This is a genomic window from Pseudomonas synxantha BG33R, assembly GCF_000263715.2.
GTDB lineage: Bacteria > Pseudomonadota > Gammaproteobacteria > Pseudomonadales > Pseudomonadaceae > Aquipseudomonas > Aquipseudomonas synxantha_A.
In genome coordinates, this window is sequence record NZ_CM001514.1 from 3029918 (window position 1) to 3054275 (window position 24358).

25 protein-coding genes and 1 pseudogene are annotated in these 24358 nt (G+C 59.2%); 19 read left to right on the plus strand and 7 right to left on the minus strand.

Annotation, left to right across the window (positions count from 1 at the left end):
- Positions 1–14: 14 nt before the first annotated feature.
- A complete protein-coding gene (locus PSEBG33_RS13985) occupies positions 15–443 on the minus strand; it encodes a glycine zipper domain-containing protein (RefSeq protein ID WP_005788095.1) in 429 nt (142 codons plus the stop codon).
- A gap of 228 nt (positions 444–671) precedes the next feature.
- On the opposite strand from PSEBG33_RS13985, the gene PSEBG33_RS13980 reads away from it, so the two are divergent.
- Complete coding sequence (locus PSEBG33_RS13980; protein WP_005788097.1) at positions 672–1130, plus strand: Hsp20 family protein; 459 nt, start codon at positions 672–674, stop codon at positions 1128–1130.
- A gap of 49 nt (positions 1131–1179) precedes the next feature.
- On the opposite strand, the gene PSEBG33_RS13975 is transcribed toward PSEBG33_RS13980, so the two are convergent.
- A complete protein-coding gene (locus PSEBG33_RS13975) occupies positions 1180–2076 on the minus strand; it encodes a LysR family transcriptional regulator (protein ID WP_005788099.1) in 897 nt (298 codons plus the stop codon).
- 285 nt (positions 2077–2361) lie between these two features.
- Here PSEBG33_RS13975 and moaB point away from each other — a divergent pair, with 285 nt between their 5' ends.
- Positions 2362–2901 carry a molybdenum cofactor biosynthesis protein B gene (moaB, locus tag PSEBG33_RS13970; protein ID WP_005788101.1) on the plus strand — a complete coding sequence of 180 codons (540 nt, stop codon included), beginning with the start codon at positions 2362–2364 and terminating at the stop codon, positions 2899–2901.
- Positions 2898–4103, plus strand: a complete 1206-nt coding sequence (gene glp / locus PSEBG33_RS13965) for a gephyrin-like molybdotransferase Glp (RefSeq protein WP_005788102.1) — start codon at positions 2898–2900, stop codon at positions 4101–4103. Before moaB ends, glp begins: the two co-directional genes overlap by 4 nt.
- 52 nt (positions 4104–4155) lie before the next feature.
- On the opposite strand, the gene moaE is transcribed toward glp, so the two are convergent.
- From moaE to moaA, 4 genes are read right to left on the minus strand one after another with little or no spacing between them, the layout of a single operon-like run.
- Positions 4156–4611 (minus strand): molybdopterin synthase catalytic subunit MoaE, encoded by a 456-nt coding sequence (gene moaE / locus PSEBG33_RS13960; protein ID WP_005788105.1) that lies wholly within the window; start codon positions 4609–4611, stop codon positions 4156–4158.
- Between the two features lie 3 nt (positions 4612–4614).
- Positions 4615–4866 (minus strand): molybdopterin converting factor subunit 1, encoded by a 252-nt coding sequence (gene moaD / locus PSEBG33_RS13955; RefSeq protein ID WP_005788107.1) that lies wholly within the window; start codon positions 4864–4866, stop codon positions 4615–4617.
- The gene (gene moaC, locus PSEBG33_RS13950; protein WP_005788109.1) at positions 4863–5357 is read right to left on the minus strand and encodes a cyclic pyranopterin monophosphate synthase MoaC; all 495 of its coding nucleotides are present in this window, start codon (positions 5355–5357) and stop codon (positions 4863–4865) included. The genes moaD and moaC overlap by 4 nt, the downstream gene beginning before the upstream one ends.
- Positions 5358–5403: 46 nt before the next feature.
- Entirely contained in the window at positions 5404–6402 is a 999-nt protein-coding gene (gene moaA, locus PSEBG33_RS13945) for a GTP 3',8-cyclase MoaA (RefSeq protein WP_005788111.1), read from the minus strand.
- Between the two features lie 411 nt (positions 6403–6813).
- On the opposite strand from moaA, the gene PSEBG33_RS13940 reads away from it, so the two are divergent.
- From PSEBG33_RS13940 to PSEBG33_RS13880, 15 genes and pseudogenes are all read left to right on the plus strand, one after another.
- A complete protein-coding gene (locus tag PSEBG33_RS13940) occupies positions 6814–9138 on the plus strand; it encodes an FdhF/YdeP family oxidoreductase (RefSeq protein ID WP_005788114.1) in 2325 nt (774 codons plus the stop codon).
- 132 nt (positions 9139–9270) lie between these two features.
- Entirely contained in the window at positions 9271–10692 is a 1422-nt protein-coding gene (locus tag PSEBG33_RS13935; RefSeq protein WP_005788116.1) for a cytochrome ubiquinol oxidase subunit I, read from the plus strand.
- 15 nt (positions 10693–10707) lie between these two features.
- Positions 10708–11724, plus strand: coding sequence for a cytochrome d ubiquinol oxidase subunit II (gene cydB, locus PSEBG33_RS13930; protein WP_005788118.1), 1017 nt, complete (start codon positions 10708–10710; stop codon positions 11722–11724).
- On the plus strand, positions 11711–11869 hold the full coding sequence (locus PSEBG33_RS28745) for a DUF2474 domain-containing protein (protein ID WP_005788120.1): 159 nt from the start codon (positions 11711–11713) through the stop codon (positions 11867–11869). Before cydB ends, PSEBG33_RS28745 begins: the two co-directional genes overlap by 14 nt.
- A gap of 248 nt (positions 11870–12117) precedes the next feature.
- Positions 12118–12807 carry an isochorismatase family protein gene (locus PSEBG33_RS13925; protein WP_005788122.1) on the plus strand — a complete coding sequence of 230 codons (690 nt, stop codon included), beginning with the start codon at positions 12118–12120 and terminating at the stop codon, positions 12805–12807.
- 63 nt (positions 12808–12870) lie between these two features.
- Positions 12871–13497, plus strand: a complete 627-nt coding sequence (gene ycaC / locus PSEBG33_RS13920) for an isochorismate family cysteine hydrolase YcaC (protein ID WP_003191542.1) — start codon at positions 12871–12873, stop codon at positions 13495–13497.
- 119 nt (positions 13498–13616) lie between these two features.
- Positions 13617–15035, plus strand: a complete 1419-nt coding sequence (locus PSEBG33_RS13915; RefSeq protein WP_005788125.1) for an OprD family outer membrane porin — start codon at positions 13617–13619, stop codon at positions 15033–15035.
- 106 nt (positions 15036–15141) lie between these two features.
- Positions 15142–15432 (plus strand): annotated as a pseudogene (locus PSEBG33_RS28750) (transporter); the annotation flags it as partial.
- 131 nt (positions 15433–15563) lie between these two features.
- Positions 15564–16595 (plus strand): phosphate ABC transporter substrate-binding protein PstS, encoded by a 1032-nt coding sequence (gene pstS / locus PSEBG33_RS13910; RefSeq protein WP_005788130.1) that lies wholly within the window; start codon positions 15564–15566, stop codon positions 16593–16595.
- 75 nt (positions 16596–16670) lie between these two features.
- Entirely contained in the window at positions 16671–17639 is a 969-nt protein-coding gene (pstC, locus tag PSEBG33_RS13905) for a phosphate ABC transporter permease subunit PstC (protein WP_005788132.1), read from the plus strand.
- Complete coding sequence (gene pstA, locus PSEBG33_RS13900) at positions 17636–18529, plus strand: phosphate ABC transporter permease PstA (protein ID WP_005788134.1); 894 nt, start codon at positions 17636–17638, stop codon at positions 18527–18529. Before pstC ends, pstA begins: the two co-directional genes overlap by 4 nt.
- Before the next feature lie 76 nt (positions 18530–18605).
- Entirely contained in the window at positions 18606–19367 is a 762-nt protein-coding gene (gene pstB / locus PSEBG33_RS13895) for a phosphate ABC transporter ATP-binding protein PstB (protein ID WP_019817112.1), read from the plus strand.
- A gap of 55 nt (positions 19368–19422) precedes the next feature.
- Positions 19423–20121 (plus strand): hypothetical protein, encoded by a 699-nt coding sequence (locus PSEBG33_RS13890; RefSeq protein ID WP_032803881.1) that lies wholly within the window; start codon positions 19423–19425, stop codon positions 20119–20121.
- Positions 20121–20747, plus strand: a complete 627-nt coding sequence (locus tag PSEBG33_RS13885; RefSeq protein WP_032803525.1) for a hypothetical protein — start codon at positions 20121–20123, stop codon at positions 20745–20747. Before PSEBG33_RS13890 ends, PSEBG33_RS13885 begins: the two co-directional genes overlap by 1 nt.
- Before the next feature lie 388 nt (positions 20748–21135).
- The gene (locus PSEBG33_RS13880; protein ID WP_005788140.1) at positions 21136–22995 is read left to right on the plus strand and encodes a calcium-binding protein; all 1860 of its coding nucleotides are present in this window, start codon (positions 21136–21138) and stop codon (positions 22993–22995) included.
- A gap of 110 nt (positions 22996–23105) precedes the next feature.
- Here the strand turns inward: PSEBG33_RS13880 and PSEBG33_RS13875 are convergent, their stop codons facing one another.
- Positions 23106–23642: a MerR family transcriptional regulator gene (locus tag PSEBG33_RS13875; protein ID WP_232289426.1), complete on the minus strand. Its 537-nt coding sequence runs from the start codon at positions 23640–23642 to the stop codon at positions 23106–23108.
- Between the two features lie 25 nt (positions 23643–23667).
- On the opposite strand from PSEBG33_RS13875, the gene PSEBG33_RS13870 reads away from it, so the two are divergent.
- The gene (locus tag PSEBG33_RS13870; RefSeq protein WP_005788144.1) at positions 23668–24306 is read left to right on the plus strand and encodes an NAD(P)H-dependent oxidoreductase; all 639 of its coding nucleotides are present in this window, start codon (positions 23668–23670) and stop codon (positions 24304–24306) included.
- The last annotated feature ends 52 nt before the right edge of the window (positions 24307–24358 follow it).

The following is a 24358-nucleotide window of genomic DNA, read 5'->3' on the forward strand; positions in this document are numbered from 1 at the left end:
TTATGGCAAGCCGATCAATGATGCTTATTCTTGTGCTTATGCTTGTTGCCTTTGTGCTTGGCGCCGCCTGAGCGATGATCGCTCCCGTCATCGGCCAGGTTATTACCCAGCGCGCCACCGGCTGCACCACCGACGCCTGCGCCGATGGTCGAACCGGTGGTGCCGCCCAGGCGATTGCCAATCAGCGACCCGCCTGCCGAACCCAAACCGCCGCCAATCGCCGCTTCGGTTTTATTGCCCTTTTGCGCGCCAACCGCGCCACCGGCGGCGCCGCCCACGCCTGCACCGATAGCCGCGCCGGTCGAACCGCCGAGCTGTTGGCCTACCACATTGCCCAACGCGCCGCCGACACCGCCGCCCAGCGCGGCAGTGCCATCTCCGGCGGCCAGGGCCCCTTGGGAAATCAGGATGCCCAATGCCAGGGCAGGGAATGTCATTTTCATTTTTTTGTACCTCAAGGGCTGTCTCAGGCGCTCACGGGTTAAAGCACGCCTGGCATTCAGATTAGAGCACATGCGGTATCACTGCGGTTTTTGCGATAGTCATTGGCGCAAGAAAAAATTTCTTGCAGCCCTCTTGAATTCCGTTTCCTCGTCCATAAATTTTTGATCACGCGATGCCGAATGCGGGTCGCGTACTAAATCACTTGGAGAAACTCAGGAGATTTTAAAATGGCTACTACCCTTTCGTTGGCACCACTGTTCCGTCAATCGGTGGGCTTTGACCGCTTCAATGACCTGTTCGAGTCGGCGCTGCGTAGCGAGGCTCCGAACTCCTATCCACCTCACAACGTGGAAAAGCACGGTGACGACGCGTACCGCATTGTCATCGCCGTCGCTGGCCTGACCGAGGAGGATCTGGATATCCAGGTCGAAAGGGGCGTCTTGACGGTTTCCGGCGGTAAACGCGAAACCGACGATAAGGTCGCTTACCTGCACCAAGGCATTGCTCAACGTGCCTTCCGGTTGTCGTTCCGCCTGGCGGACCACATCGAAGTGCGCGGCGCAGCCCTGACCAATGGTTTGCTGAGCATCGACCTGCAGCGCGAGGTGCCTGAAGAGGCCAAGCCCAAACGCATCACGATTGGTGGCGAAAGCAAGCCTGAACTGCGTCAGGTAAGTGTGCAGTAAAGCAAACGGCGGTAAAAAGGCGCTCTACGGAGCGCCTTTTTTGTGGGCGTTAACCCTCGCCCTTGATCGCAAACAACTTCCTGGCTTCGGCAAAACACTTCTCGGCAATGGCCGAGCGTGGTTCGGTCTTGCGCATCACCATGCCCAGGGGCGCGAGGACGCTGGCGTCCGGCAGGTTGATGAACGCCAGGTTCTCGATCGGGCTTTCCAGGCCGCTGTCCAACGGCATGATCGCGCAGCAGAAGCCTTCGTGGATCGCCTGGAACAGTTGATAGGTGGAATCGCTTTCGAGGATCGGCTGCGGATCCAGGCCACGGCTGCGGAAACTCAGGTCGATGGATTTGCGGTAGTGCATGCCGTTGCTGATCATCCCCAATGGCAGTTCGGCGGCGTCTTCCCAGCTCATTTGGGTGCCTTCGAAATGGAAGTGGCGGGTGTCGTAGAGCAGCCCGACACGGGTCTCGCCCATTTCAAAAAAATCCAGATAGTTGGGATTGACGTGGTCCAGGTAGCACACACCCAGGTCCAGCTGGTTGGTGCCCAGCGCTTCGATGATCCTGTCCGAACTCATGGATGTGAGGCTGAACTTGAGTTCCGGGAAGGTGTGGGACAAGTCCTGAATGAAACGGATCGGGTTGAAGCCGCTCAGGGGCACCAGGCCCAGGCGCAGGTTACCGACCAGTTGGCCACGGCATGCGGCGGCTTCGGCAAACAGGCCGTCATGGGCAGCGAGCAGCGTCCTCGCCCAGGCCAGCACACGCTCGCCGGCTTCGGTGAAGCCTTCAAAGCGCTGGCCGCGGGTGACCAGCTCCAGGCCAAGCTCATCTTCCAGGTTGCGCAGGCGCATCGACAGGGTCGGCTGGGTGATATGGCAGCGTGCAGCAGCCTGGCCGAAGTGCCGGGTCTGCTCCAGCGCGATCAGGAATTTGAGTTGCTTTATGTCCATTAATGCACCTGCCTGGGAATAAGTGAAAAGCCGTTCATGGCGCAAGGTGCTGGAACCCCGCGCAACCCGGCGAATGAATGAGCAGACGATCTCATTGTAACGGCAGGCACGTCCAATCACCTGTATTGACAGAGTGATTGATGCACTCGATAGCAGTCCAGGGCCGGCAGTGAAAGCCGTGATAGAAACGCTCGATAACCCGGTCAGTCGTAACGATTAGACAGCCATCGTTTCAGCGCTTTAGCCTCAGGCCATTGTTTTGATAATTGCCTGCCGGAGAATCACATGAGCGTCACGTCGGATGCATTGTTTGTACCCCTGAATATTGCCGTGTTGACGGTCAGCGATACCCGCGAATATGCCAATGACACCTCCGGGCAATTGCTGGTCAGTCGCCTGTTGGAAGCTGGGCACAGCCTGTTGGAGCGCAACCTGCTCAAGGATGACCTGTACAAAATTCGCGCCCAGGTGGCGGCCTGGATCGCCGATGAGCGCGTGCAGGTGGTGTTGATTACCGGCGGCACGGGGTTTACCGGCCGCGACAGCACCCCCGAGGCGGTGGGCTGTTTGCTGGATAAGCACATTGATGGTTTTGGTGAGCTGTTCCGTGCGATCTCGATTCTTGATATTGGTACGTCCACGGTGCAGAGCCGCGCCTTGGCCGGGCTGGCCAACGGCACGCTGGTGTGCTGCCTGCCGGGCTCGACGGGTGCTTGTCGTACTGCCTGGGAAGGTATTCTGGCCGAGCAGCTCGATGCGCGCCACCGACCATGTAACTTCGTGCCGCACCTCAAGCCGGTGGCTCTGTGCGGCACGCGAGGATGAGGCGCGCCGCGCTGATGTCGGTGGAGGAGGCCATTGCTGCGTTGTTGGCCCTGGCCGAGGAGCATCGCCTGCACGACAGCGAGCTGGTGCTGCTCAGCGATGCCCGGCAACGGGTGCTGGCCAATGACCTGGTGGCGAGCCTGGACCTGCCGCCCTGGCCCAACAGTGCCATGGACGGCTACGCCCTGAACCTCACAGACTGGCACGGCCAGCCACTGCCGGTGTCGCAGCAGATCTTCGCCGGTCAAGCGCCTGAACCGCTGCAGCCCGGTACCTGTGCGCGCATCTTCACCGGCGCACCGGTGCCGGACGGGGCCAACTGCATCGAAATGCAGGAGAACGCCGAGGTGCTGGACGATGCGCGTGTGCGCTTTACCCAGCCGCTGCGCGAGGGCCAGAATATCCGCACCCAAGGCCAGGAAAACCGCGCCGGTGAGGTATTACTGCATGCCGGCAAGCGACTCGGCCCTTTCGAGCTGGCCGTCGCGGCAGCCCAGGGCTGCACCCATGTGTCGGTGGTACGCCGGCCACGGGTGGCGCTGCTGTCCACCGGCGATGAACTGGCCGAGCCGGGCACACCGCTCAAGCCTGGCTGCATCTACAACAGCAATCGAACTTTGCTCAGCCATTGGCTGGGGGCACTGGGTTGTGAGGTCATCGACGGCGGCATTCTCCCCGACCAGTCGCAACTGACTCGGCTCAAGCTGGAGCAGCTGCAACAGGCGGCCGACCTGATCCTGACCACCGGCGGCGTGTCGGCCGGCGATGCCGATTGCCTCGGCCAGGTACTGCGTGAATGCGGCAAGCCATTGTTCTGGAAACTTGCGATCAAACCGGGCAAACCCCTGACCGTCGGTTCGTTTGGCCGAGTGCCGGTGATTGGCCTGCCCGGCAACCCGGCCTCGGCACTGGTGACCTTCGGCTTGCTGGCCCGGGCTTATCTACTGCGTATCCAGGGCGTCGATGATGTCACGCCGATGAGCTTTGAGGTGAATGTGGGGTTTGACTGGCCCAAGGCCGGCAGTCGCCGCGAGTACCTGCGAGCCAGGATCGAGGCGGGCAGGGCGGTGCTGTATCCGAACCAGAGTTCCGGGGTGATGCTGGGTGCATCGTGGGCTGATGGGTTGGTTGAAATTTGCGAGGGCAGCACGTTGCGGGCCGGTGATACGGCGCGGTTTATACCGTTCTCTGAGTTGTTCTGATTCGGGCACGCTAATGCCAGTCAGTTAAGGCTTTTGCAGGAGCGATGTACGCTTAACTGAGTACCCAGCGCTCCTGCGCCAGCCGGTCACTTTCCCGTCCTTCTACCCAACGCTCTCCAGCTGGCGTTTGCTCCCGCTTCCAGAACGGCGCCCGAGTCTTGAGGTAGTCCATCAGGAACGCGCAGGCTTCAAAGGCATCCAGGCGATGTTGGCTGGCGACGCCGACGAAGACGATGGGCTCACCCACCTTCAGCGGGCCCACACGATGAACGATGCTTACCCGCTGTAGCGGCCAGCGTTCATGGGCTTGATCAACGATCAACTGCAGTGCGCGCTCGGTCATGCCGGGGTAATGCTCAAGGAACAATGCGCTGACCTGATCGCCCTGGTTGATATCGCGTACATACCCCACGAACGTGGCCACGGCGCCAACGCCGGGGTCTTCGGCGTGCACGCTGCGGGTCAGTTCACCCAGGTCCAACAGTTCGGTCTGCACCTGAATCGGCATGGGTCAGCCTCCGGTCACTTGGGGGAAGAACGCAATTTCGTCGAAGTCTTCGATCAGCGCTTGCGGTGTGCAGAGTTCCTGGTTCAGCGCGCACATCAGGCTGGTTTCACCCAGCACTTGCTGCCAGGTCTCATCGCGGGCGCATAGCAATTGCCTGACGTCTGCAATGGTGCGCAGGGACTCATCCAATACGAGCTTTTCACCGCCAACACCCAGTTGTTCACGGTAGCGCGCAAAGTAGTTGATCAGAATCATTGGGCGTCTCCTGCAATGAAGGTGCCTGATTTGCCGCCGTGTTTTTTCAGCAGCTGGATTCGGTCGATGACCATGCCCCGATCCACGGCCTTGCACATGTCATAGATCGTCAAGGCTGCCACGCTGGCGGCGGTCAGGGCTTCGAGTTCGACGCCGGTCTGGCCGTTGAGCCGGCAGGTGCTGAGGATCTGCACTCTGTCAGGCTCGATGGCGCGCAGTTCGAGGTGGATCGAACTGAGCATCAGCGGGTGGCACAGCGGGATCAGCTCATGGGTTTTCTTCGCGGCCATGATCCCGGCGATACGTGCCACGGCAAACACATCGCCCTTGGGATGGCCGTTGGCCTGGATCAGTTGCAAGGTGGCCGGCAACATGTGCACCCAAGCCTGGGCCTGGGCTTCGCGGGTGGTAGCGGCTTTGTCGGTGACGTCGACCATGCTGGCTCGGCCTGCGGCGTCCAGATGGGTCAGGGTAGGCGAGTGTTCGTGCATGGGGTACCTCGGGTCAACTGAGTACAAAGAAAGAGAGGCCGGCCAGCTAGCCGCCGGTCATGTTCATGAAACGCACCACCTGCACTTCATCGTTGAGCTCGAAGTTGTGTCGATACGGCTTGATCTTCATCGACTCGAGAATGGCGTGCTCCAGCCGTTGCGGTTCACCCGGGTAACGGCGCAGCACCTCCTTGAGGTCGACCGAATGCTCGTTGCCCAGGCACAGCAGCAAGCGGCCTTCAACGGTCAGCCGCACGCGGTTGCAGGTGCCGCAGAAGTTGTGGCTGTGGGGGGAAATAAAGCCCAGGCGGATATGCGGTGCTTCGGCCAGGCGCCAGTAGCGTGAAGGGCCCTGGGTCGATTCGGCCGAGTCGATCAGGGTGTAGCGTTCGGCGATGCGCTCGCGCACTTGCGCGCTGGAGTAGAAAGCCTCGGCACGGCTGTGTTCGCTGATCACGCCCAGGGGCATTTCCTCGATAAAGCTGATATCCACGCCGCGTTCGATGGCGAACGCTACCAGGTCGTTGATCTCGTGATCGTTGCGGCCTTTCATCACCACGCAATTGAGTTTGGTGTGTTGAAAACCCGCAGCATTCGCAGCGTCAATACCGGCGATGACTTTTGCCAGATCGCCGGTGCGCGTCAGTTCGCGAAAGCGCTGGGGATCAAGGCTGTCGAGGCTGATGTTCAGGCGCTTCACGCCAGCCTCGAACAAGGGGGCGGCGAGCTTGCCCAACTGCGAGCCGTTGGTGGTCATGCACAGCTCGCGCAGGCCGGGGAGGGCGGCGATGCGCTGGCACAGGTCAACCACACCTGGGCGAATCAGCGGCTCGCCGCCGGTCAGGCGGATTTTACGAGTGCCCAGGGTGACGAAGCTTTCAGCCAGTTGATACAGCTCCTCCAGGGTGAGGATGCGCTGGCGCGGCAGGAACTGCATGTCTTCGGCCATGCAATACACACAACGGAAATCGCAGCGGTCGGTCACCGACATTCTGAGATAGTCGACCCGGCGAGAAAAACTATCCATCAGGATTTTATCGGTCATGGAAACCTCCGGCTGCGACTCAATAAGAGCGTAGCCATGGCGTTGTTTTTGAGCGCTCGACAGAGATGAGAGCCTTATTTGATTCAAGCCTAAAGTTGTTTTTCAAGGGCGTCTAATCACTATTAACAACTGAGTGATCGATGAAATCTATAGCGATTTTATTTGAGCTTTTTAGGTTCGTATCACTATGAAAAATAAAGATTTTAATTTTGATAGATGGTGTCGATGGCGTGGTCGTTATTTGTGATTAGACAGATGTTTTTGCAGGGCCTAGCCTGAATATGTAAACCGATTTCCAGACCGTGGAAAGATCGGTGCAAACACTGTTTGCGTTCTGCAATGCCTGAAAATAACCATCAATAAAGGCTTTAAGTTAGGCGCTGCCTATGCGTGAAGTCCTGGAGAAACATCATGAGCGAAGTTGAACGTTATAAACCGTACAAGGGGGCCGCCGCCGGTTGGGGCGCGCTGATCGCGGTGACGAAAAACTGGCTGGGCAGTGAAAACGCGCTCAAGAACATCCGTGCGATGCTCAAGACCAACCAGAACGGCGGTTTTGACTGTCCCGGTTGCGCCTGGGGCGAGTCGCCGGAAAGCGGCATGGTCAAGTTCTGCGAGAACGGCGCCAAGGCGGTCAACTGGGAAGCCACCGGGCGCCTGGTCAATCCGGCGTTCTTCAACAAATACACGGTGTCGTCGCTGGCAGCGCAAAGTGACTATTGGCTCGAATACCAGGGCCGCCTGACACACCCAATGCGCTATGACGACTCGCTGGACCGTTATGTCGAAATCACTTGGGACGATGCCTTTGCCCTGATCGCCAAGCACCTCAACGAACTGGAGTCGCCGGACCAGGCCGAGTTCTATACCTCGGGGCGCGCCAGTAACGAAGCGGCTTATTTGTACCAACTGTTCGTTCGCGCCTACGGTACCAACAACTTTCCCGACTGTTCGAACATGTGCCACGAAGCCAGCGGCCTGGGCATGGACGACAGTGTTGGCGTGGGCAAAGGCACGGTGACCTTCGATGACCTGGAAGAAGCCGACGCGATTTTCGTCATCGGCCAGAACCCCGGCACCAACCACCCACGTATGCTCGAACCGCTGCGCGAGGCGGTAAAGCGCGGTGCCCAGGTGATCTGTTTCAACCCGCTCAAGGAACGTGGGCTGGAGCGTTTCCAACACCCGCAGCATCCCCTGGAGATGCTCACCAACGGTTCCGAACCTACCTCGTCGGCGTACTTTCGCCCGGCCTTGGGCGGCGACATGGCGGCCTTTCGTGGTATCGCCAAGTTCCTGCTCAAATGGGAACGTGAAGCCCTGGAGAACGATGGCGAGGCAGTCTTCGACCGCGCTTTCATTGCCCAGCACACCTCGGGCCTGGAGCACTATCTGGCGCAAGTGGACGCCACCTCATGGGAGCATATCGTCGAGCAATCGGGCCTGAGCCTTGAGGATATCGAGCTGGCCGCACGCATGTACCGACGCGCCAAGCGGGTGATCATGTGCTGGGCGATGGGCGTGACCCAGCACACACACTCGGTGCTGACCGTGCAGGAAATCATCAACGTGCAACTGTTGCGTGGCAATATCGGCCGGCCAGGGGCGGGGCTATCGCCCGTGCGTGGCCACAGCAACGTGCAGGGCGACCGCACCATGGGCATCAACGAACTGGCGCCGCCGGAGTTGATCAACGCATTGGAAGCACGCTTTGACTTCAAGGTCCCGCGCCGCCATGGTCACAACACGGTCATGGCGATTGCGGCCATGGAAGAAGGGCGCGCCAAGGTCTTCATCGGCCTGGGCGGCAATTTTGCCCAAGCGACGCCGGACACCCCGCGCACCCACGCGGCATTGCGCAAGTGCGACCTCACTGTGCACATCGCTACCAAGCTCAACCGCAGCCATCTGGTGACGGGCCGCGAAGCCTTGATCCTGCCGTGCCTGGGCCGCACCGATATCGACATCCAGGAACAAGGCCCGCAAGGCGTGACCGTTGAAGACACCTTCAGCATGGTGCACATCTCCCACGGCCAGCTGAAACCCAAGTCGCCGCTGATGCGTTCGGAACCCGCCATCATTGCCGGGATCGCCAATGCGACCCTGGGCAATCACCCGATTGACTGGCTGTGGACGGTGGCCGACTACGGCCGCATCCGCGACTTGATTGCCGACACCATTCCCGGCTTCAAGGACTTCAACACCAAACTGCTGCATCCGGGCGGCTTTCATCTGGGCAACGACGCAGCGCGACGCATCTGGAAAACCGACAGCGGCAAAGCCCAGTTTGTCTCCAGCGTGTTGCCGGCGCACCTGGTCAGCGAAGGCGTGCGCAATCTGGACGTCAAGCCGGAGCTGATCCTGCAGACCATGCGTTCCCACGACCAGTACAACACCACCCTGTACGGGCTCGATGACCGTTATCGCGGCGTCTATGGCATGCGCGATGTGGTGTTCGTCAATGAACAGGACATCCGCAAGCTGGGCTACGAGCCGGGGCAGAAAGTCGACATGGTCTCGCTGTGGGGCGATGGCCGTGAGCGTCGGGTCAGCGGCTTCACCTTGATCGCCTATGACATTCCCGCCGGGCAGGCCGCCGCCTATTACCCCGAAACCAACCCGTTGGTGCCGCTGGAAAGCTATGGCGACCGTACGTTTACCCCGACGTCGAAGTTCATCGCCATCCGGCTTGAACCCGCGCCGGTCAGCAATCTGATCCAGTCCCACGGCGCTTGAGTCGTACCGGGGCGGCCAGTATGGCGCCCTGGTTTTCCCTGATCACTGCACATCCGCTTGCCCCAGGCCACCAGGCCAGAGGCACGCCGGGCCGGGTGCGCGTGAGCATCGTGTTTCAATAAGGGTATTGCCATGTTAAATCTCGAGGCGCTGGACCTTGCGCGAATTCAATTCGCCTTCACGGTCTCGTTTCACATTATTTTCCCCGCTATCACCATCGGCCTGGCCAGTTTCCTGGCGGTGCTCGAAGGCTTGTGGCTGAGAACCAACAACGCGGTCTACAAGGACCTGTATCACTTCTGGTCGAAGATCTTCGCCGTCAACTTCGGCATGGGCGTGGTCTCGGGCCTGGTCATGGCCTACGAGTTCGGCACCAATTGGAGTCGTTTCTCGGACTTTGCCGGCAGCATCACCGGGCCGTTGCTCACCTATGAGGTGCTGACGGCGTTCTTCCTGGAAGCGGGTTTCCTCGGGGTCATGCTGTTTGGCTGGAACCGGGTGGGGCGCGGTTTGCACTTCTTTTCTACGGTGATGGTCGCCATCGGGACGTTGATCTCGACGTTCTGGATCCTGGCGTCCAACAGCTGGATGCAAACGCCCCAGGGCTTCTCCATCGTCGATGGCCGGGTGGTGCCGCTGGACTGGTTCGCCATCGTCTTCAACCCGTCGTTCCCGTTCCGCCTGGCGCATATGGCAATCGCTGCCTTTGTTGCCACGGCGTTCTTCGTCGGCTCATCGGCGGCCTGGCACTTGCTGCGTAAAAACGACACTCCGGCAGTGCGTAAAATGCTCTCGATGGCGTTGTGGATGGCGTTGATCGTGGCTCCGATCCAGGCGGTCGTCGGTGATGCCCATGGTTTGAACACTCTGGAGCACCAGCCGGCGAAAATTGCTGCGATTGAAGGGCATTGGGAAAACGTCGGTAACGGCGCGACGCCGCTGGTGTTGTTTGGCATCCCTGACATGCAGGCCGAGAAGACCCGCTTTGCAATCGAAGTGCCGTACCTGGGTAGCCTGATCCTCACCCACAGCCTGGACAAACAGATCCCGGCGCTCAAGAGCTTCCCCAAGGAAGACCGGCCGAACTCGACCATCATCTTTTTCAGCTTCCGCATCATGGCCGGACTGGGCATGTTGATGATCCTTACTGGCTTGCTGGGCTTCGCCTTGCGGCGTAACGGCGCGCTGTATCGCAATCGCCTGTTCCTGCGCCTGGTGTTGTTCATGGGGCCGACCGGGCTGATCGCCATGCTGGCCGGCTGGATCACCACCGAAGTAGGGCGCCAGCCGTGGGTGGTCTACGGGCTGATGCGCACCGCAGACGCGGCGTCCAATCACAGCGTTACGCAATTGAGCATCTCCCTGGCGTTGTTTGTGCTCATCTACTTCTCTGTATTCGCCGTGGGTATCGGCTACATGATGAAGTTGGTGCGCAAAGGCCCGCAGCCCCATCACGACCATCCGCCACAGGGCGGCCCCGGCCAGGAGCGTACACCACGCCGCCCCCTGTCCGCCGTCACCGAGACGCTCGCGTCCGGCGACCACACCAACTGATCAAGGGGATTGCACATGGGCATTGTAGGTATAGACCTGTCGTTGATCTGGGGCGTGATCATTGCCTTCGGGGTGATGATGTACGTGATCATGGATGGCTTCGATTTGGGCCTGGGCATCCTGTTTCCGCTGATCCCGGACGAGCAGGAGCGCGATGTGATGATGAACACCGTGGCGCCGGTATGGGACGGTAACGAGACATGGTTGGTACTCGGCGGCGCGGCGTTGTATGGGGCGTTTCCGCTGGCGTATTCGGTGATCCTGGAGGCGTTGTACCTGCCGCTGATTTTCATGCTGGCCGGGCTGATCTTTCGTGGTGTGGCGTTTGAGTTTCGCTTCAAGGCAAGCCCGCAGAAGCGGCATATCTGGGACATGGCGTTTATCGGCGGCTCGTTCCTGGCGACCTTTTGCCAGGGCGTGGTGATCGGCACCTACATCGCCGGCATTGCGGTGGTCAATCGCCAGTTTGCCGGGGGCAGCCTCGACTGGCTCTCGCCGTTCCCGCTGTTCTGCGGGGTTGGGTTGGTGGTGGCCTACGCGTTGCTGGGCAGCACCTGGTTGCTGGTCAAGACCGAAGGCATGCTCGAATCGCGCATGCGCCTGTTCAGCCGCTACCTGGCCTTTGCGCTGATGGCGGTGGTGGCGGTGCTGTGCGTGTGGACGCCGTGGCTGCACCCGGAAATCGCCCTGCGCTGGTTTGCCCAGGCGCACATTGTGGTGTTTGGCGGTCTGATGCTGCTGGGCGTACTGGCACTGGTGGGGCTGTTGAAAACGTTGCGCCAACACCACTCGCACTGGCCGTTCGTATTCACCCTGGTGCTGGTGTTCCTGGGGTATATCGGGCTGGCCTTCAGCATCTGGCCGAACATTGTGCCGCCATCCATCAGCTTGTGGGACGCTGCATCGCCGCCTTCGAGCCAGCTGTTCATCCTGATCGGCACGCTGTTCATCCTGCCGATCATCCTGATGTACACCTGCTGGAGCTACTACGTATTCCGCGGCAAAGTGAGGATTGGCGATGGCTACCACTAAGGGTGAAAAGCCGCTGCCTGCTGGCCGTTGGTACCAGCGGGTGTTGTGGCTGATCGCTATCTGGTTCGCCAGCGTGCTCGCCCTCGGCATCCTTGCGAGTGGCTTGCGCTGGATGATGCATATGGCTGGCATGGCCAGCCATTGAGGCGAGCCTGAGCCAATGTGCAAGGGGCGGTACATCGTTCCATTTTTGAGATGCAGCGGCCCGGTTCAGCCACTACCTAACCCTGAACCTGATGATTAAGGTGGCTCCATTGTTTTTTCGCAGGTGTCCTACAGGCGCAAGTCGTGGATACCGGTCGGAGCGTGTCTATACAGGAAGTGCAGACACTGCCGGGCACTGTTCCGGCACACCATTCCAGGGAGGTCTATCCAAGCAAAGAGGAAATGCAAATGACTGCATCAGGTAACGCTGCAAACTTCAATGGTCAAAAGCCGACGATTGATCCCGCCGACACGGCCATGTTGCTGATCGACCACCAGAGTGGTCTGTTCCAGATCGTCAAGGACATTGATGTTCCTCAGTTGCGCGCCAACGCTATCGCGCTGGCCAAGGCCGCGACCCTGTTGAAAATCCCGGTCATCACTACCGCTTCGGTTCCACAAGGCCCCAATGGCCCGCTGATCCCGGAAATCCACGAAGCCGCGCCCCACGCCAAGTACGTCGCCCGTCGCGGCGAAATCAACGCCTGGGATAACCCTGAGTTTCACGCCGCCGTCAAAGCCACCGGCAAGAAGACCCTGGTGATTGCCGGCACCCTGACCAGCGTATGCCTGGCCTTTCCGTCTATCGCAGCGGTGCACGAAGGCTACAAGGTGTTCGCAGTGGTCGATGCTTCGGGCAACCACTCCAGGCTGGCCACCGACCTGACCATCGCGCGCCTGGCCCAAGCCGGCGCGGTGCCGATCGACATCATGGGCACGCTCTCGGAGTTGCAAGGTTCGTGGAACCGTCCGGATGCCCAGGAGTGGGCGAACGTCTACACCCAGGCGATGCCGCACTACCAACTGCTGATCGAGAGCTACATCAAGGCTCAGGAAGTGGCAAACAATCACGAAGAACTAGACTCACAGCGCAAGTAAACACGCTGGGTTCTTTACCGGGCGCCCACTCGGAGCGTCACCTTCTTTATCAGGAGTATCACGATGTCTACACCTTACGTTCGCTTGGACAAAGATAACGCCGCTGTGTTGTTGGTCGACCATCAGGCTGGCCTGCTGTCATTGGTCCGCGACATCGACCCGGACAAATTCAAGAACAACGTGCTGGCCCTGGCTGACCTGGCCAAGTACTTCAAGCTGCCGACCATCCTGACCACCAGTTTCGAAACCGGCCCCAATGGCCCGCTGGTACCGGAACTCAAGGCGCTGTTCCCGGACGCTCCGTACATTGCCCGTCCTGGGCAGATCAATGCCTGGGACAACGAAGACTTCGTCAAGGCCATCAAGGCCACCGGCAAGAAGCAACTGATCATTGCCGGCGTGGTGACCGAAGTGTGCGTGGCATTCCCGGCGCTGTCGGCGCTGGCGGAAGGCTTTGAAGTGTTCGTGGTGACCGATGCCTCCGGCACCTTCAATGAGCTGACCCAGCAATCGGCCTGGGCCCGCATGTCGGCCAATGGTGCGCAGCTGATGACCTGGTTCGGCCTGGCCTGTGAGCTGCACCGCGACTGGCGCAACGATATCGAAGGCTTGGGGACGTTGTTCTCCAACCACATCCCGGACTACCGCAACCTGTTCACCAGCTACAACGCGTTGACTGAAGGCAAGTAAGCCTGGAATGCAGGCTGCCGATGTATTGGCAGCTTGCACTTGCTCTTGGGATAGGGCCGCTTGCGCGCGGGCACTACGGCGACCGTGACGGTGCTTGAACAACCACAGGAGCAACGCTGATGCCTATTTTCAAGCGGATCGTGCGTGTCTCCATATCGCTCACGGTGTCACTCTCGGCGACGGGCGTACAGGCCGATAACTCCTTGGGCCAACGGGATAACCTCAGCACCGGTATCAATGAACGACAGAAAGCCGAACTGGCGGTGACGCCGGGATTTGTCAGCGGCTCGTCCCTCAATGGGCTGCTGCGCAATTACTACCTGGGCCGCGATAACCACAACACGCCGTCGCGCCTGGATCAGCGTGAATGGGTGCAAGGTGTGTACCTGTCGTTTCGCTCGGGTTACACCGACACGCCGATTGGTGTGGGGGTCGATGTGCATGGGTTCTATGGTCTCAAGCTCGATGGCGGTGGAGGCAGTGGCGGGGCGGGTTTGCTGCCGCTGGATTCGAAAAAGGCTCCGGAGTCTGACTTCTCGGCAGCGGGCGTGGCACTCAAGCTGCGCGGCTTTGGCAGCTTGGTGCAGGCAGGTGACCAGTATCTGGATAACCCACTGGTGGCCAGCGGTGTGAGCCGGGTGTTCCCACAGACCTATCGTGGCGTCACGCTGAAGAACTACAGCTTGCAAAACCTGACCCTCGACACCGGCTGGGTCGATTCCACACGCCTGCGCAACCAGAGCGGCCAGAGCCACCTGACCACCAGTTACGGCACTGGCAACAAGGCCGGTGTGGCGGCCGAGCGCGAGAGTTCGCACATGAGCTGGCTGGGCGGCGTTTACAGTGCGCCGGGCGGGGTTACGCTGACCCTGTATGGCGGCCAGCTCAGCGATATCTGGAGCCAGTATTACGCTGGGGTCAGCTACCCCTTCACGTTGAACCATGGGATCACGCTGACGCCGTATGTGCATTACTTCAAGACCCGTGACCAGGGCCAAAGCCACTTGGGGCGCATCGACAACAATACTTACACCGGCGGCCTGACCCTGTCCGGCGCAGGCCAGAGCCTGACCCTCGGTGTGCAGAAGGTCGACGGCGACACACCGTTCGACTACGTCGTGCAGGACGACCGCACGTTCATGTACCTGAACAATTCCCAGCAATACGCCGACTTCAATGCCCCGGGTGAAAAGTCCTGGAAGATCCAATACCAGACCAGCCTGGCCTTCATCAACGCGCCGGACTTTCAGCTCAGCACCTCCTACACCCGGGGTGAAGCGGACCTGACGCGAGTCGACCCCAACAGCACCGGCTACGGCTACATCTATAACGCTGCGGGTAAGGACGCGCACCACTGGGAACGCGACGTCGCCCTGCGTTATGCGGTGCCGGGCGGCAAGGCCAAGGGCTTGAACGTCACATTGCGCTGGGCCGCGCATCGATCCGGCCAAGGCTATACCGCGCCGGGCAATACCCGTGGCAACTCGAATGCCGATGAGTACCGGGTGATCGTGGATTACCCATTCAACGTTTTTTAATCGGCAGTCAGTGAAGGTGCTGTATGCGTCAAACACAATGGATTCGGGTTCTGGGCATCAGCTCTGCATTGGCCTGCGCCACCAGCGAGGTGAACAGTGTCAGAATGCCATCAGTGTCCAGCCGGGCCAAGCGATCCACAGTAACCTCGCAGTGTCCTATGCCGTTGCCGAACGCTGGCGGGTCGGTGTGGCGGGGTATCAACTCAAGCAGATCAGCGATGACCGTATCGATGGCCATCGGCAACAGGATTCCAGGGAGCAAGTAGTGGGCATAGGCCCCGGCGTGATGTATCAGCAAGGCAAGCAAACGTTCTTTGCGAACCTGCTGCGTAGCTCAGCAGGAGCAAGCGCCCCCGCCATAGGGGATCGCAGCATTTTAGACGCAATTTGTTACTAACCAGTCCCCCGGAAATACATCGCTGTAGTGGCAAACAGGGACAAAACCCCGGTTTGCCACTCAATTTTCATAAAAATGTAACAACCCTGCTGCACAGTTCGGGAGCCCGTCACCACAACGAGTTCCTTTTAATGAAAAGCTTGATGAAGTCTGCAGCACTGGCCGTTACGGTTTCTCTGTGTGCCTCCTCCATGACCTTCGCCGCCGAAAACGTGCGCCTCACCGGCTCCGGCGCCAGCTTCCCTGCACCGATCTACCTCACCTGGTTCAAGGACTTCAGCAAGAAGACCGCTGGCGTCACGGTGGATTATCAATCCAAGGGCAGCGGCGCAGGTGTGCAGGACTTCCTGAATAAAACCGTCGATTTCGCCGCCAGTGATTCGGCCATGAAGGATGAAGACATCGCCAAGGTGGCCGAAGGCGTGCAATTGCTGCCGATGACCGCGGGTGAAATCGTGCTGGCGTATAACCTTCCGGGCAACCCCAAGGGCCTCAAGCTGCCACGCGACGTTTATTCCAATATCTTCCTGGGCAAGATCACCAAGTGGAACGACCCACAGATCGTCGCCGCCAACCCGGACCTGAAACTGACCGATACACCGATCACCGTGGTAGTGCGTGCAGACTCCAGCGGCACCACGGCGGTATTCACCAAGCACTTGGCAACCATCAATCCTGAATTCAAAACGGCGCTGGGGGAGGGCAACACCGTCAACTGGCCGGCCAGCGACAAATTCATCAAGTCGCCCAAGAACGATGGCGTGACCGCCACCGTGCGCCAGACGCCAGGCGCGATTGGCTACATTGAGTACGGCTTCGCCAAGCTGGCCAAGGTCGACTTCGCCCAGTTGCAGAACAAGGCCGGCCAGTACGTGGTGCCGAACGCCGAGAGCGGTGCCGAGGCCCTGGCAGCAGTGAAGATGCCGGAAAGCCTGGTGGCCTGGCTGCCGGACCCGGACGGCGCCAAGTCCTACCCGATCACGTCCTACACCTGGATGATCTTCCGCAAGGACAACGGTAATCCGGCCAAGGCCAAGGCCATGCGCGAAATGGTCGAATACAGCTTGACCGAGGGGCAGAAAATCGCCGACTCGATGGGCTACATCCCGCTGCCGCAATCGGTGGTCGATCAGGTGCGTAAAGCTTCCGCCAACATCCAGTAACACCCGTGAGGTCGCTCTTGGCCTGGGCTGTCAGCCAGGCCGGGAGCGTTTCCCCCTTTGTTCCGGAATTCGCCCATGATCAAACCTTTCGTCGTTCCGGTTAACCCGGATTCTGCCTGCCAACCCCCCTCTGCAAAAGACTTCCTGGTCGATCGCACCTTCCGTGGGCTCGCGCGAATCGGGGTGGTACTGATTCTGGCGTTGGTCGCAGCCTTGGTATTCGAGGTGGGACGCAAGGCCCTTCCCGGCATGGAGAAGCACGGTTTCGACGTGCTTTTTGGCAGTGTCTGGGATGTCAACCAAGGCAAGTACGGGATCCTGCCGGCGATTTGGGGCACGCTCTATAGCGCCCTGATTGCGCTGCTGATTGCAGGGGTTTTCGGCGTCAGCATGGCGATTTTCCTGACGCAGGATTTCCTGCCGGCGAAGCTGGCGGCGGTGTTTCGCACCATCGTTGAATTGCTCGCGGCCATCCCCAGCGTGGTGTATGGCCTGTGGGGCATCTACGTAGTGATCCCGGCGATCCGGCCACTGACCACCTGGTTGAACAGTGAACTGGGCTGGATCCCGTTTTTCGGCACCTCCTTGAGCGGGCCAGGGTTGCTGCCTGCGGCGCTGGTATTGGCGATCATGATTCTGCCGACGATTGCCGCCGTGTCCCAGGACGCCCTGACCAGCGTGCCGATGAAAACCAAGCAGGCTGCCTACGGTATGGGGACTACCCATTGGGAGGCGATTCTCAAGGTGATGGTGCCTTCTGCCGCCACCGGTATTTTCGGTTCGCTGGTGCTCGGCCTCGGCCGCGCGCTGGGTGAAACCATGGCGCTGGCAATGCTGGTGGGCAACGCCAACAACATCTCACTGTCGCTGTTTGCGCCGGCCAATACTTTGGCGGCCTTGTTGGCGCTGAACTTTCCCGAAGCCGGGCCGAATGAGATCGAGGTGTTGATGTACGCCGCGCTCGTGCTGATGTTTATCACGCTGCTGGTGAACGTCATCGGTTCCATGATCATGCTCTACGCCCAGCGCGGTACTAAACAATGACTGACCTCACGTCCCCGATCACCGCGGTGCCCAGCCTGCAGCGCAAGTTCGAAGGCCGCGCCCTGCGCAGCCTGGTGTTGACAACGCTGGTCTGGCTGGGCGCGCTGCTGGCCAGTGTGCCGCTGATTTCCGTGCTCTACATGCTGATCACCCGTGGTGGCGCACGCCTGAGCCTGGAAGTGTTTACCGAACTGCCGCCCACCGGCTTCGAAACCGGCGGCGGTTTCGGCAACGCCATGGCAGGCACTTTCGTGATGGTCGGCATTGCTGCTGCCATCGCGGTACCGGTCGGCATCATGGCGGCGATCTTCCTGGCCGAACTGGGGCCGGACAGCAAATTGGCGAACACTGCGCGCTTTGCCGCCAAGATGCTCACGGGCCTGCCGTCGATCCTGGCCGGGGTGTTCGCCTACGCCCTGGTGGTCATGACCACCGGTACTTACTCGGCGCCGGCGGGCGGTGTAGCCCTGGCGGTACTGATGCTGCCGATCGTGGTGCTCACCGCCGAAGAGTCGATGCGCATGGTGCCCAAGATCATGAAGGACGCCGCCTACGGCATGGGCTGCACCCGCTCCCAGGTGATCTGGAAGATCATTTTGCCGACCGGCCTGCCGGCGATCCTCACCGGGGTGATGCTCGCGGTGGCCCGGGCTGCCGGCGAAACCGCGCCGCTGCTGTTTACCGCGCTGTTCAGCAACTACTGGATCTACCACGACGGCGACCTCGCGGTCATGAACCCCACGGCCTCGCTGGCGGTGCTGATCTACAACTTCTCCGGCATGCCGTTCGACAACCAGCTTGAGCTCGCCTGGGCGGCCTCGTTGGTGTTGGTGATGATTGTGCTGGTTGTCAATATTGTCAGCCGTATCTTCGGCAAGCCCAAGTATTAAGAACGGGAGCATCTGAATTTTGAACGTCTCAACTGCGCAAATAGCCGCTCCGTTTGTCACCCAGTCGCCTGTGGTCATGGACTGCAAGCTGGACAGGATTTTCTACGGCAACTTCATGGCGGTGCGTGACAGCCATGTGCCGATTGAAAAAAACAAGATCACCGGCTTTATCGGCCCCTCGGGCTGCGGCAAGAGTACTGTGCTGCGCAGCCTCAACCGCATGAACGATTTGGTGAAGGGCTTTCGCTTCGAGGGCCACGTGCATTTCCTCGGCCAGGACGTGTATGGCAAGGGCGTCGACCCGGTGGTGGTACGCCGCTACATTGGCATGGTGTTCCAGCAGCCCAACCCGTTTTCCATGAGCATCTTCGACAACGTCGCGTTCGGCCTGCGCCTGAACCGCTACAAAGGTGACTTGGGCGACCGCGTCAAGCACGCCCTGCAAGGCGCGGCGCTGTGGGATGAGGTCAAGGACAAGCTCAAGGTCAGTGGCTTGTCGCTCTCTGGTGGTCAGCAGCAGCGGTTGTGTATCGCCCGCGCCATCGCCACCGAGCCGGAAGTGCTGTTGCTCGATGAGCCCTGTTCGGCCCTCGACCCCATCGCGACCCGCCGGGTGGAGGAGCTGATGGTGGAATTGAAGAAGGACTACACCATCGCACTGGTGACCCACAACATGCAGCAGGCCATCCGCGTAGCAGACACCACGGCGTTTTTCTCGGTGGATATTTCCCAAGGCACGCGCACTGGCTACCTGGTGGAAATGGGCCCGACCGCGCAGATTTTCGGCAGCCCGCGTGAGCAGATGACCGAGGATTACATCAGCGGCAAGTTCAGCTGAGCCATCCATGTTCGATAACAGCCGCACCTGCGCCAACGTCTTCTCGGGAATGCCAATGCCTGTAACGCGTCGTCTAGATTTGCCAGCGATTGAGCGCGCCCTGCGTAAAGTGCAGAGCCGCTTTGCCCAGCTCAGCACGCAGTTTACCGAGCCGCGGGACCCGCTGACGGACGAGGTGTTGGAGAATGTGCTTGCAGGTTATGCGCTGGTTGACGACTACGTGGCCCAGGGCGTGGACCTGTTTGATCTGCACCACCTTGACCTGATGCTGGAGATCAACGCCACGGTGCTCTGTGGTCGAGATCCGGCACGCCGCCTGGAATACGCGCAACACCTGGCCGCAACCGAGGAGCACTTCTTCAACAACGTTGAGGGTGGCATCAAGGACTTGTTCAATTGGTACTGCGCCTACCGCAGTGAATCGGTGTGGAAGCGTGCAGCAGGTGTGTATGTACGCATCCTCAGCAAGCCGCAATTGTTCATCGAAGGCAATAACCGCAGTGGCTCGCTGATCGTCAGCTACCTGCTGATGCGTGCAGGGTTGCCGCCGTTCGTGCTGACACTCGAAAACGCCGAAGGCTACTTCAACCCCTCCTCGGTGATCCGCAACTCGGCCAAACATGGGGTGAAGGCGTTATATGAATTGCCCAAGATCAAGAAGAAGTACGCCGCGTTCCTGGAGGAACAAGCGCCTGATCCGGGTGTGTTTTTCTTGAGCGACACACCGCAGCCAATCTATCAGGGAGGCCAATGATGAGCAGGTATCAAACCTTTGCGGGCAAATGCCGAACGTCCGCCAACCTACTCGTTCAAGCCCTGTCCACGCGAATGCTCACACGGCCACGCGTACGGATCTCGTTTGATATCGACGACACCCTGGCCTGCCAACTTGATCACTCGCCCGTGGAAAGCAGCTGGTTGCCGGCCTGCGTCCATCGCTGGTGGGGCGAGCCGCTGCGTGTCGGCACCCGCTCCCTGACCCGGGAGCTACGGCGCCAGGGGTGCAGCATCTGGGTTTACACCTCCTCAGGCCGGGCGCCTTCGTATATCAGGCGTTGGCTTATGCTGTACGGCATACGCGTCGATGGGGTGGTGAACAGCGTCGTGCATAACCAAACCCTAAACGCACGTGGGCTGTTGAACACACCGTCGAAGCTTCCGTCGGCCTTCGATATCGATTTACACGTGGATGATTCCGAGGGCGTGCGCATAGAAGGTCATGAGCATGGCTTTCGTGTGGTCGTGGTTGACCCGCAGGATGAACAGTGGGCGCAGAGAGTGCTTGAGGCTGTCGCAGGCGTGCAGGCGCAATTGGCAAGGCAGCAAGTGCCCCGGTATCAGCAGTCGGCGCGCCAAGGTACTGAAGTTTTTTCTTCCTGAGGGCGAGTGTTATCTGCATCGCTATTTGATATTTGATCGTTATTGGGTTGAGTAAGTCATCCATAACGCGCGCGGCGGGTTTAATTAGTCCTGACCCATTAGTCACGGAAAAAACAAACGTCCACTTATTGTTTGTTAAATAGCGCTCCCGGCGCTTTTTTTGTATGGGTGCTTAATAACAGCCCCTTACAATCCGATAGTCGGTCGATGTACGACAATGTTTCTACGCTAATGTTGACAAGCTTCCTTAATGGTCAAAGTCGATATTAAGAAAAGAAGCAGCCTGAACAGAATGCACAACAACAACTTCAATGCATATTGTTTAGCCCGACGTATCAGTTATTACCGTCGACTTCGGTGTTGATCGCTGGGCTCAAGGAGTACTGACATGGCTATATTCGATTACAAGGGGCAAGATGCCCGTGTGCTGATTTCAGATGCCTGGAACCTCGCCACTTACACCAGCGGTGTCGCGACCGTAGGCGCGCTCTACAACCTTCCAGGGGCGGTACTGGGGGAGGGCAATACCTTTGCATTGCCCAAGGGCTGGCGTGAAATCGGCGCCAATGAACTGAGCGTTGATAGCAGCCACACCGATATCACCGGAAGCTTCACCGGCGATGGCGTGTTCGGCTCCCAGGCCAGGGTGTTTGGTCAATACGATGACAGTGGTCAATTGCTGAAAATGGGGTTTTCCATTGCCGGCACCAACTCCCTGACTGATCTGCTGGGTTGGCCGGCCATGATCGACAACTCGTATATCAACGGCTATGAGTACCTGCTCAATTCAATCAAGGATTACGCGATAGACCACAACCTGAGCGGCAAGGATGTGCTGGTAACCGGCTACAGCCAGGGCGGCTCAGTCACTAACAGCATGTATATCGGCAAGGACACGCTGGCAGACGGTTTCTTCAAGGATTCGGACTACTTTGGCATGGAGTCGCCCAAGTCCAGCAACAGCGACGGAATCTACAACTTCGGTTTTGAAAACGATGTGGTGCACCGCCTCACCGGGCAGGAAACCAACGTGGGAAGCGCCATCATCGACGCTCTTCAGGGGAGTGACGCCAGTTACACCTCGACGACCGACAATATCGTGCTGTTCGATACGATCTACGCCCTGCCAACCTGGCCCAATGGTCCGTTTTCCATTGCCAACTTGTCAGGATGGGCTGCGCACCTCGAAGGTATTTTCATCAACCCCATCCAGCGCATCGCCCAGTCGACGTTCTACGATTACATCGAGCGCGATAGCACCATCGTGATCAGCAACCTCGACGCGATCAGCCGCAGCTTCACCTGGGTCAGCGACAAACAGACCGCCACCTCCAACCATTACGGTACACCGGCCTTCCTGCTGGGCACCGACAGTGCAGACAAACTGCAGGATGGTCGCAGCGATGACTTCCTCGACGGGTTCAGTGGTAACGACAGTTTCCGGGTCAGTACCGGTACCGATATCGTTGCTGGCGGTGCAGGCGATGACAAAGTCTTTCTCAAAGGTACGGCGTCCTCCTACGAAGCCGTGAAACTGAGCGACGGTACGTTGTTTTTGAACGATAGCAGCGGCCAATACGGCCTTAAAGAACTGCATGGCGTAGAGCATGTGGAGTTCGAAACGGGCCTCGCTAACACGCTCGGTCAACTGCCTGTTATCGGTGGCATCTTCAGCGGTATCGGGCAGACGCTGACGCCGTCTTATACGGTCACCAACGGCAAGCTGGATTTCGATGGCCTGTTCGGCGCCGACAAGGCTTACGCCAGATCCATCGAAGGTAGCCAACTGGCCGACACCCTGAAAGGCACTGCAGCACGCGACCTGATATTCGGCCAGAACGGCAACGATCGGCTCGACGGTGGCGCCGGAAATGACCTGCTGCACGGCGGTGACGGCAACGACACGCTGCTGGGCGGCACGGGTAACGACTCGCTGTATGGCGCCAGCGGTAATGATGTTTTGATCGGCGGGCAGGGCAATGACCAGCTCAGTGGTGGCGTGGGCAGCGATTTGTTTGTGTTTGATCAGCGCGGGTTCGGCCACGACGTGATCAGCGACTTCAACATCCATCAGAACGGGCATGATCTGTTGGTGTTCGCCAAGTCGTTGTTTGCGAGCGCCGATGCTGTAATCGGGTCCACCACCCAGAACGGCAGTGACAGCGTGATTCTGGCGGGGGACAGCAGTGTCACCCTGGTGGGGTTCAATGCGGCACAACTGAGCGCAGAGATGATCAGCGTGGTTTGATGCGGCATCGGTACAGCTGGCGATAAAACCTCACAGGGTCGCAGATGCTGTGGGGTTTTTTCATGCCTGTCGTTTTACAGCAATCTATATCCCGCGGTATCGCGTTCTCGTCACTTGCCGGAAGCCATCATGTGCTTGCTTCGCATGACTACGGCTCGATCAGGCCTTGATCGCTCAGCGCTGCGCGGGCAATCCAATCCCGGTGCGATGCCAGTACGAAGGCTTTCTTCGAGGGTTTGTTGCAGCATCAACAACTCCTCACGCTGCACTTTTAGCGTGGCTTCGATTTGCTGTATCTCCTCCAGACGTACATTGATCTGTTCCAGAGTGAGGGATTTGGAGCAGCTCCCGTCATGAAGGAAAAGGCCACGAATGGTGTCGAGGGAAAACCCCAGCCTTTGCGCGTGGATCACGACTTCCAGGCGCTTAATGGTGGATTCGCTGTAATAGCGATAGTTGTTCATGTCGCGCGTGGGGGCGTCCAGCAGGCCTTGCTCCTCGTAGTAGCGTATTGCTGAAGCAGCAAGGCCGGTACGTCGCGCAATCTCGCCTATCTTCATTTTTTGCTTGACCTTCAAGTTGACTTTAATCCGCAGTATAAGCCGCAGCGTAATCCGGAAGGTAATCGGATTGGGCTGGATAAACACCGTTGACCTACGTGGAATGTGAAGAATGAGCAAAATAACCGAGTTGCTGAATTGGCGTTATGCGACGAAAAGTTACGATTCGTCCAAGACAATACCTGCTGAAAAGCTGGAGCGAATCCTGGAGGCGGTACGCCTGACGGCGACGTCGAGCGGGCTCCAGCCATTTGAATTGCTGGTGGTGACCAATCCGCAAATTCGCGAAAAGATTAAGGCGGTCAGCTGGAATCAGTCCCAGGTGACCGACTGCTCTCATTTGCTGGTGTTCGCCGCCTGGGATGACATCACGCCTGAGCGTGTCAACATGATGTTCGACCTGACCAATTCGGTACGAGCTACCGTCAACCAGGGTTGGGAAGATTACCGTCAAATGCTCCTCGGTATAGTCGCCGAGCGTGGGCAGGAGGCCAACTATCAAGCGGCTGCGCGCCAAGCCTATATCGGCCTCGGCTCGGCTTTAATCGCCGCGGCATCCGAGCAAGTCGATGCGACGCCCATGGAAGGGTTCGACCCATCGGCTGTCGATGAGATTCTGGGATTGGGAGCCAGGCATCTGCGCAGTGTGGTGCTGCTGCCTTTGGGGTATCGGGCAGCAGAGTCTGACTGGCTGGTAAACCTGAAAAAAGTACGGCGGTCTCGCGAAAATTTCGTAACTGAAATCAACTAGGAAGAAGTGCAGCCGCTCCACATTGCAGCAATAGTGGGCGCAGCTGCATGGG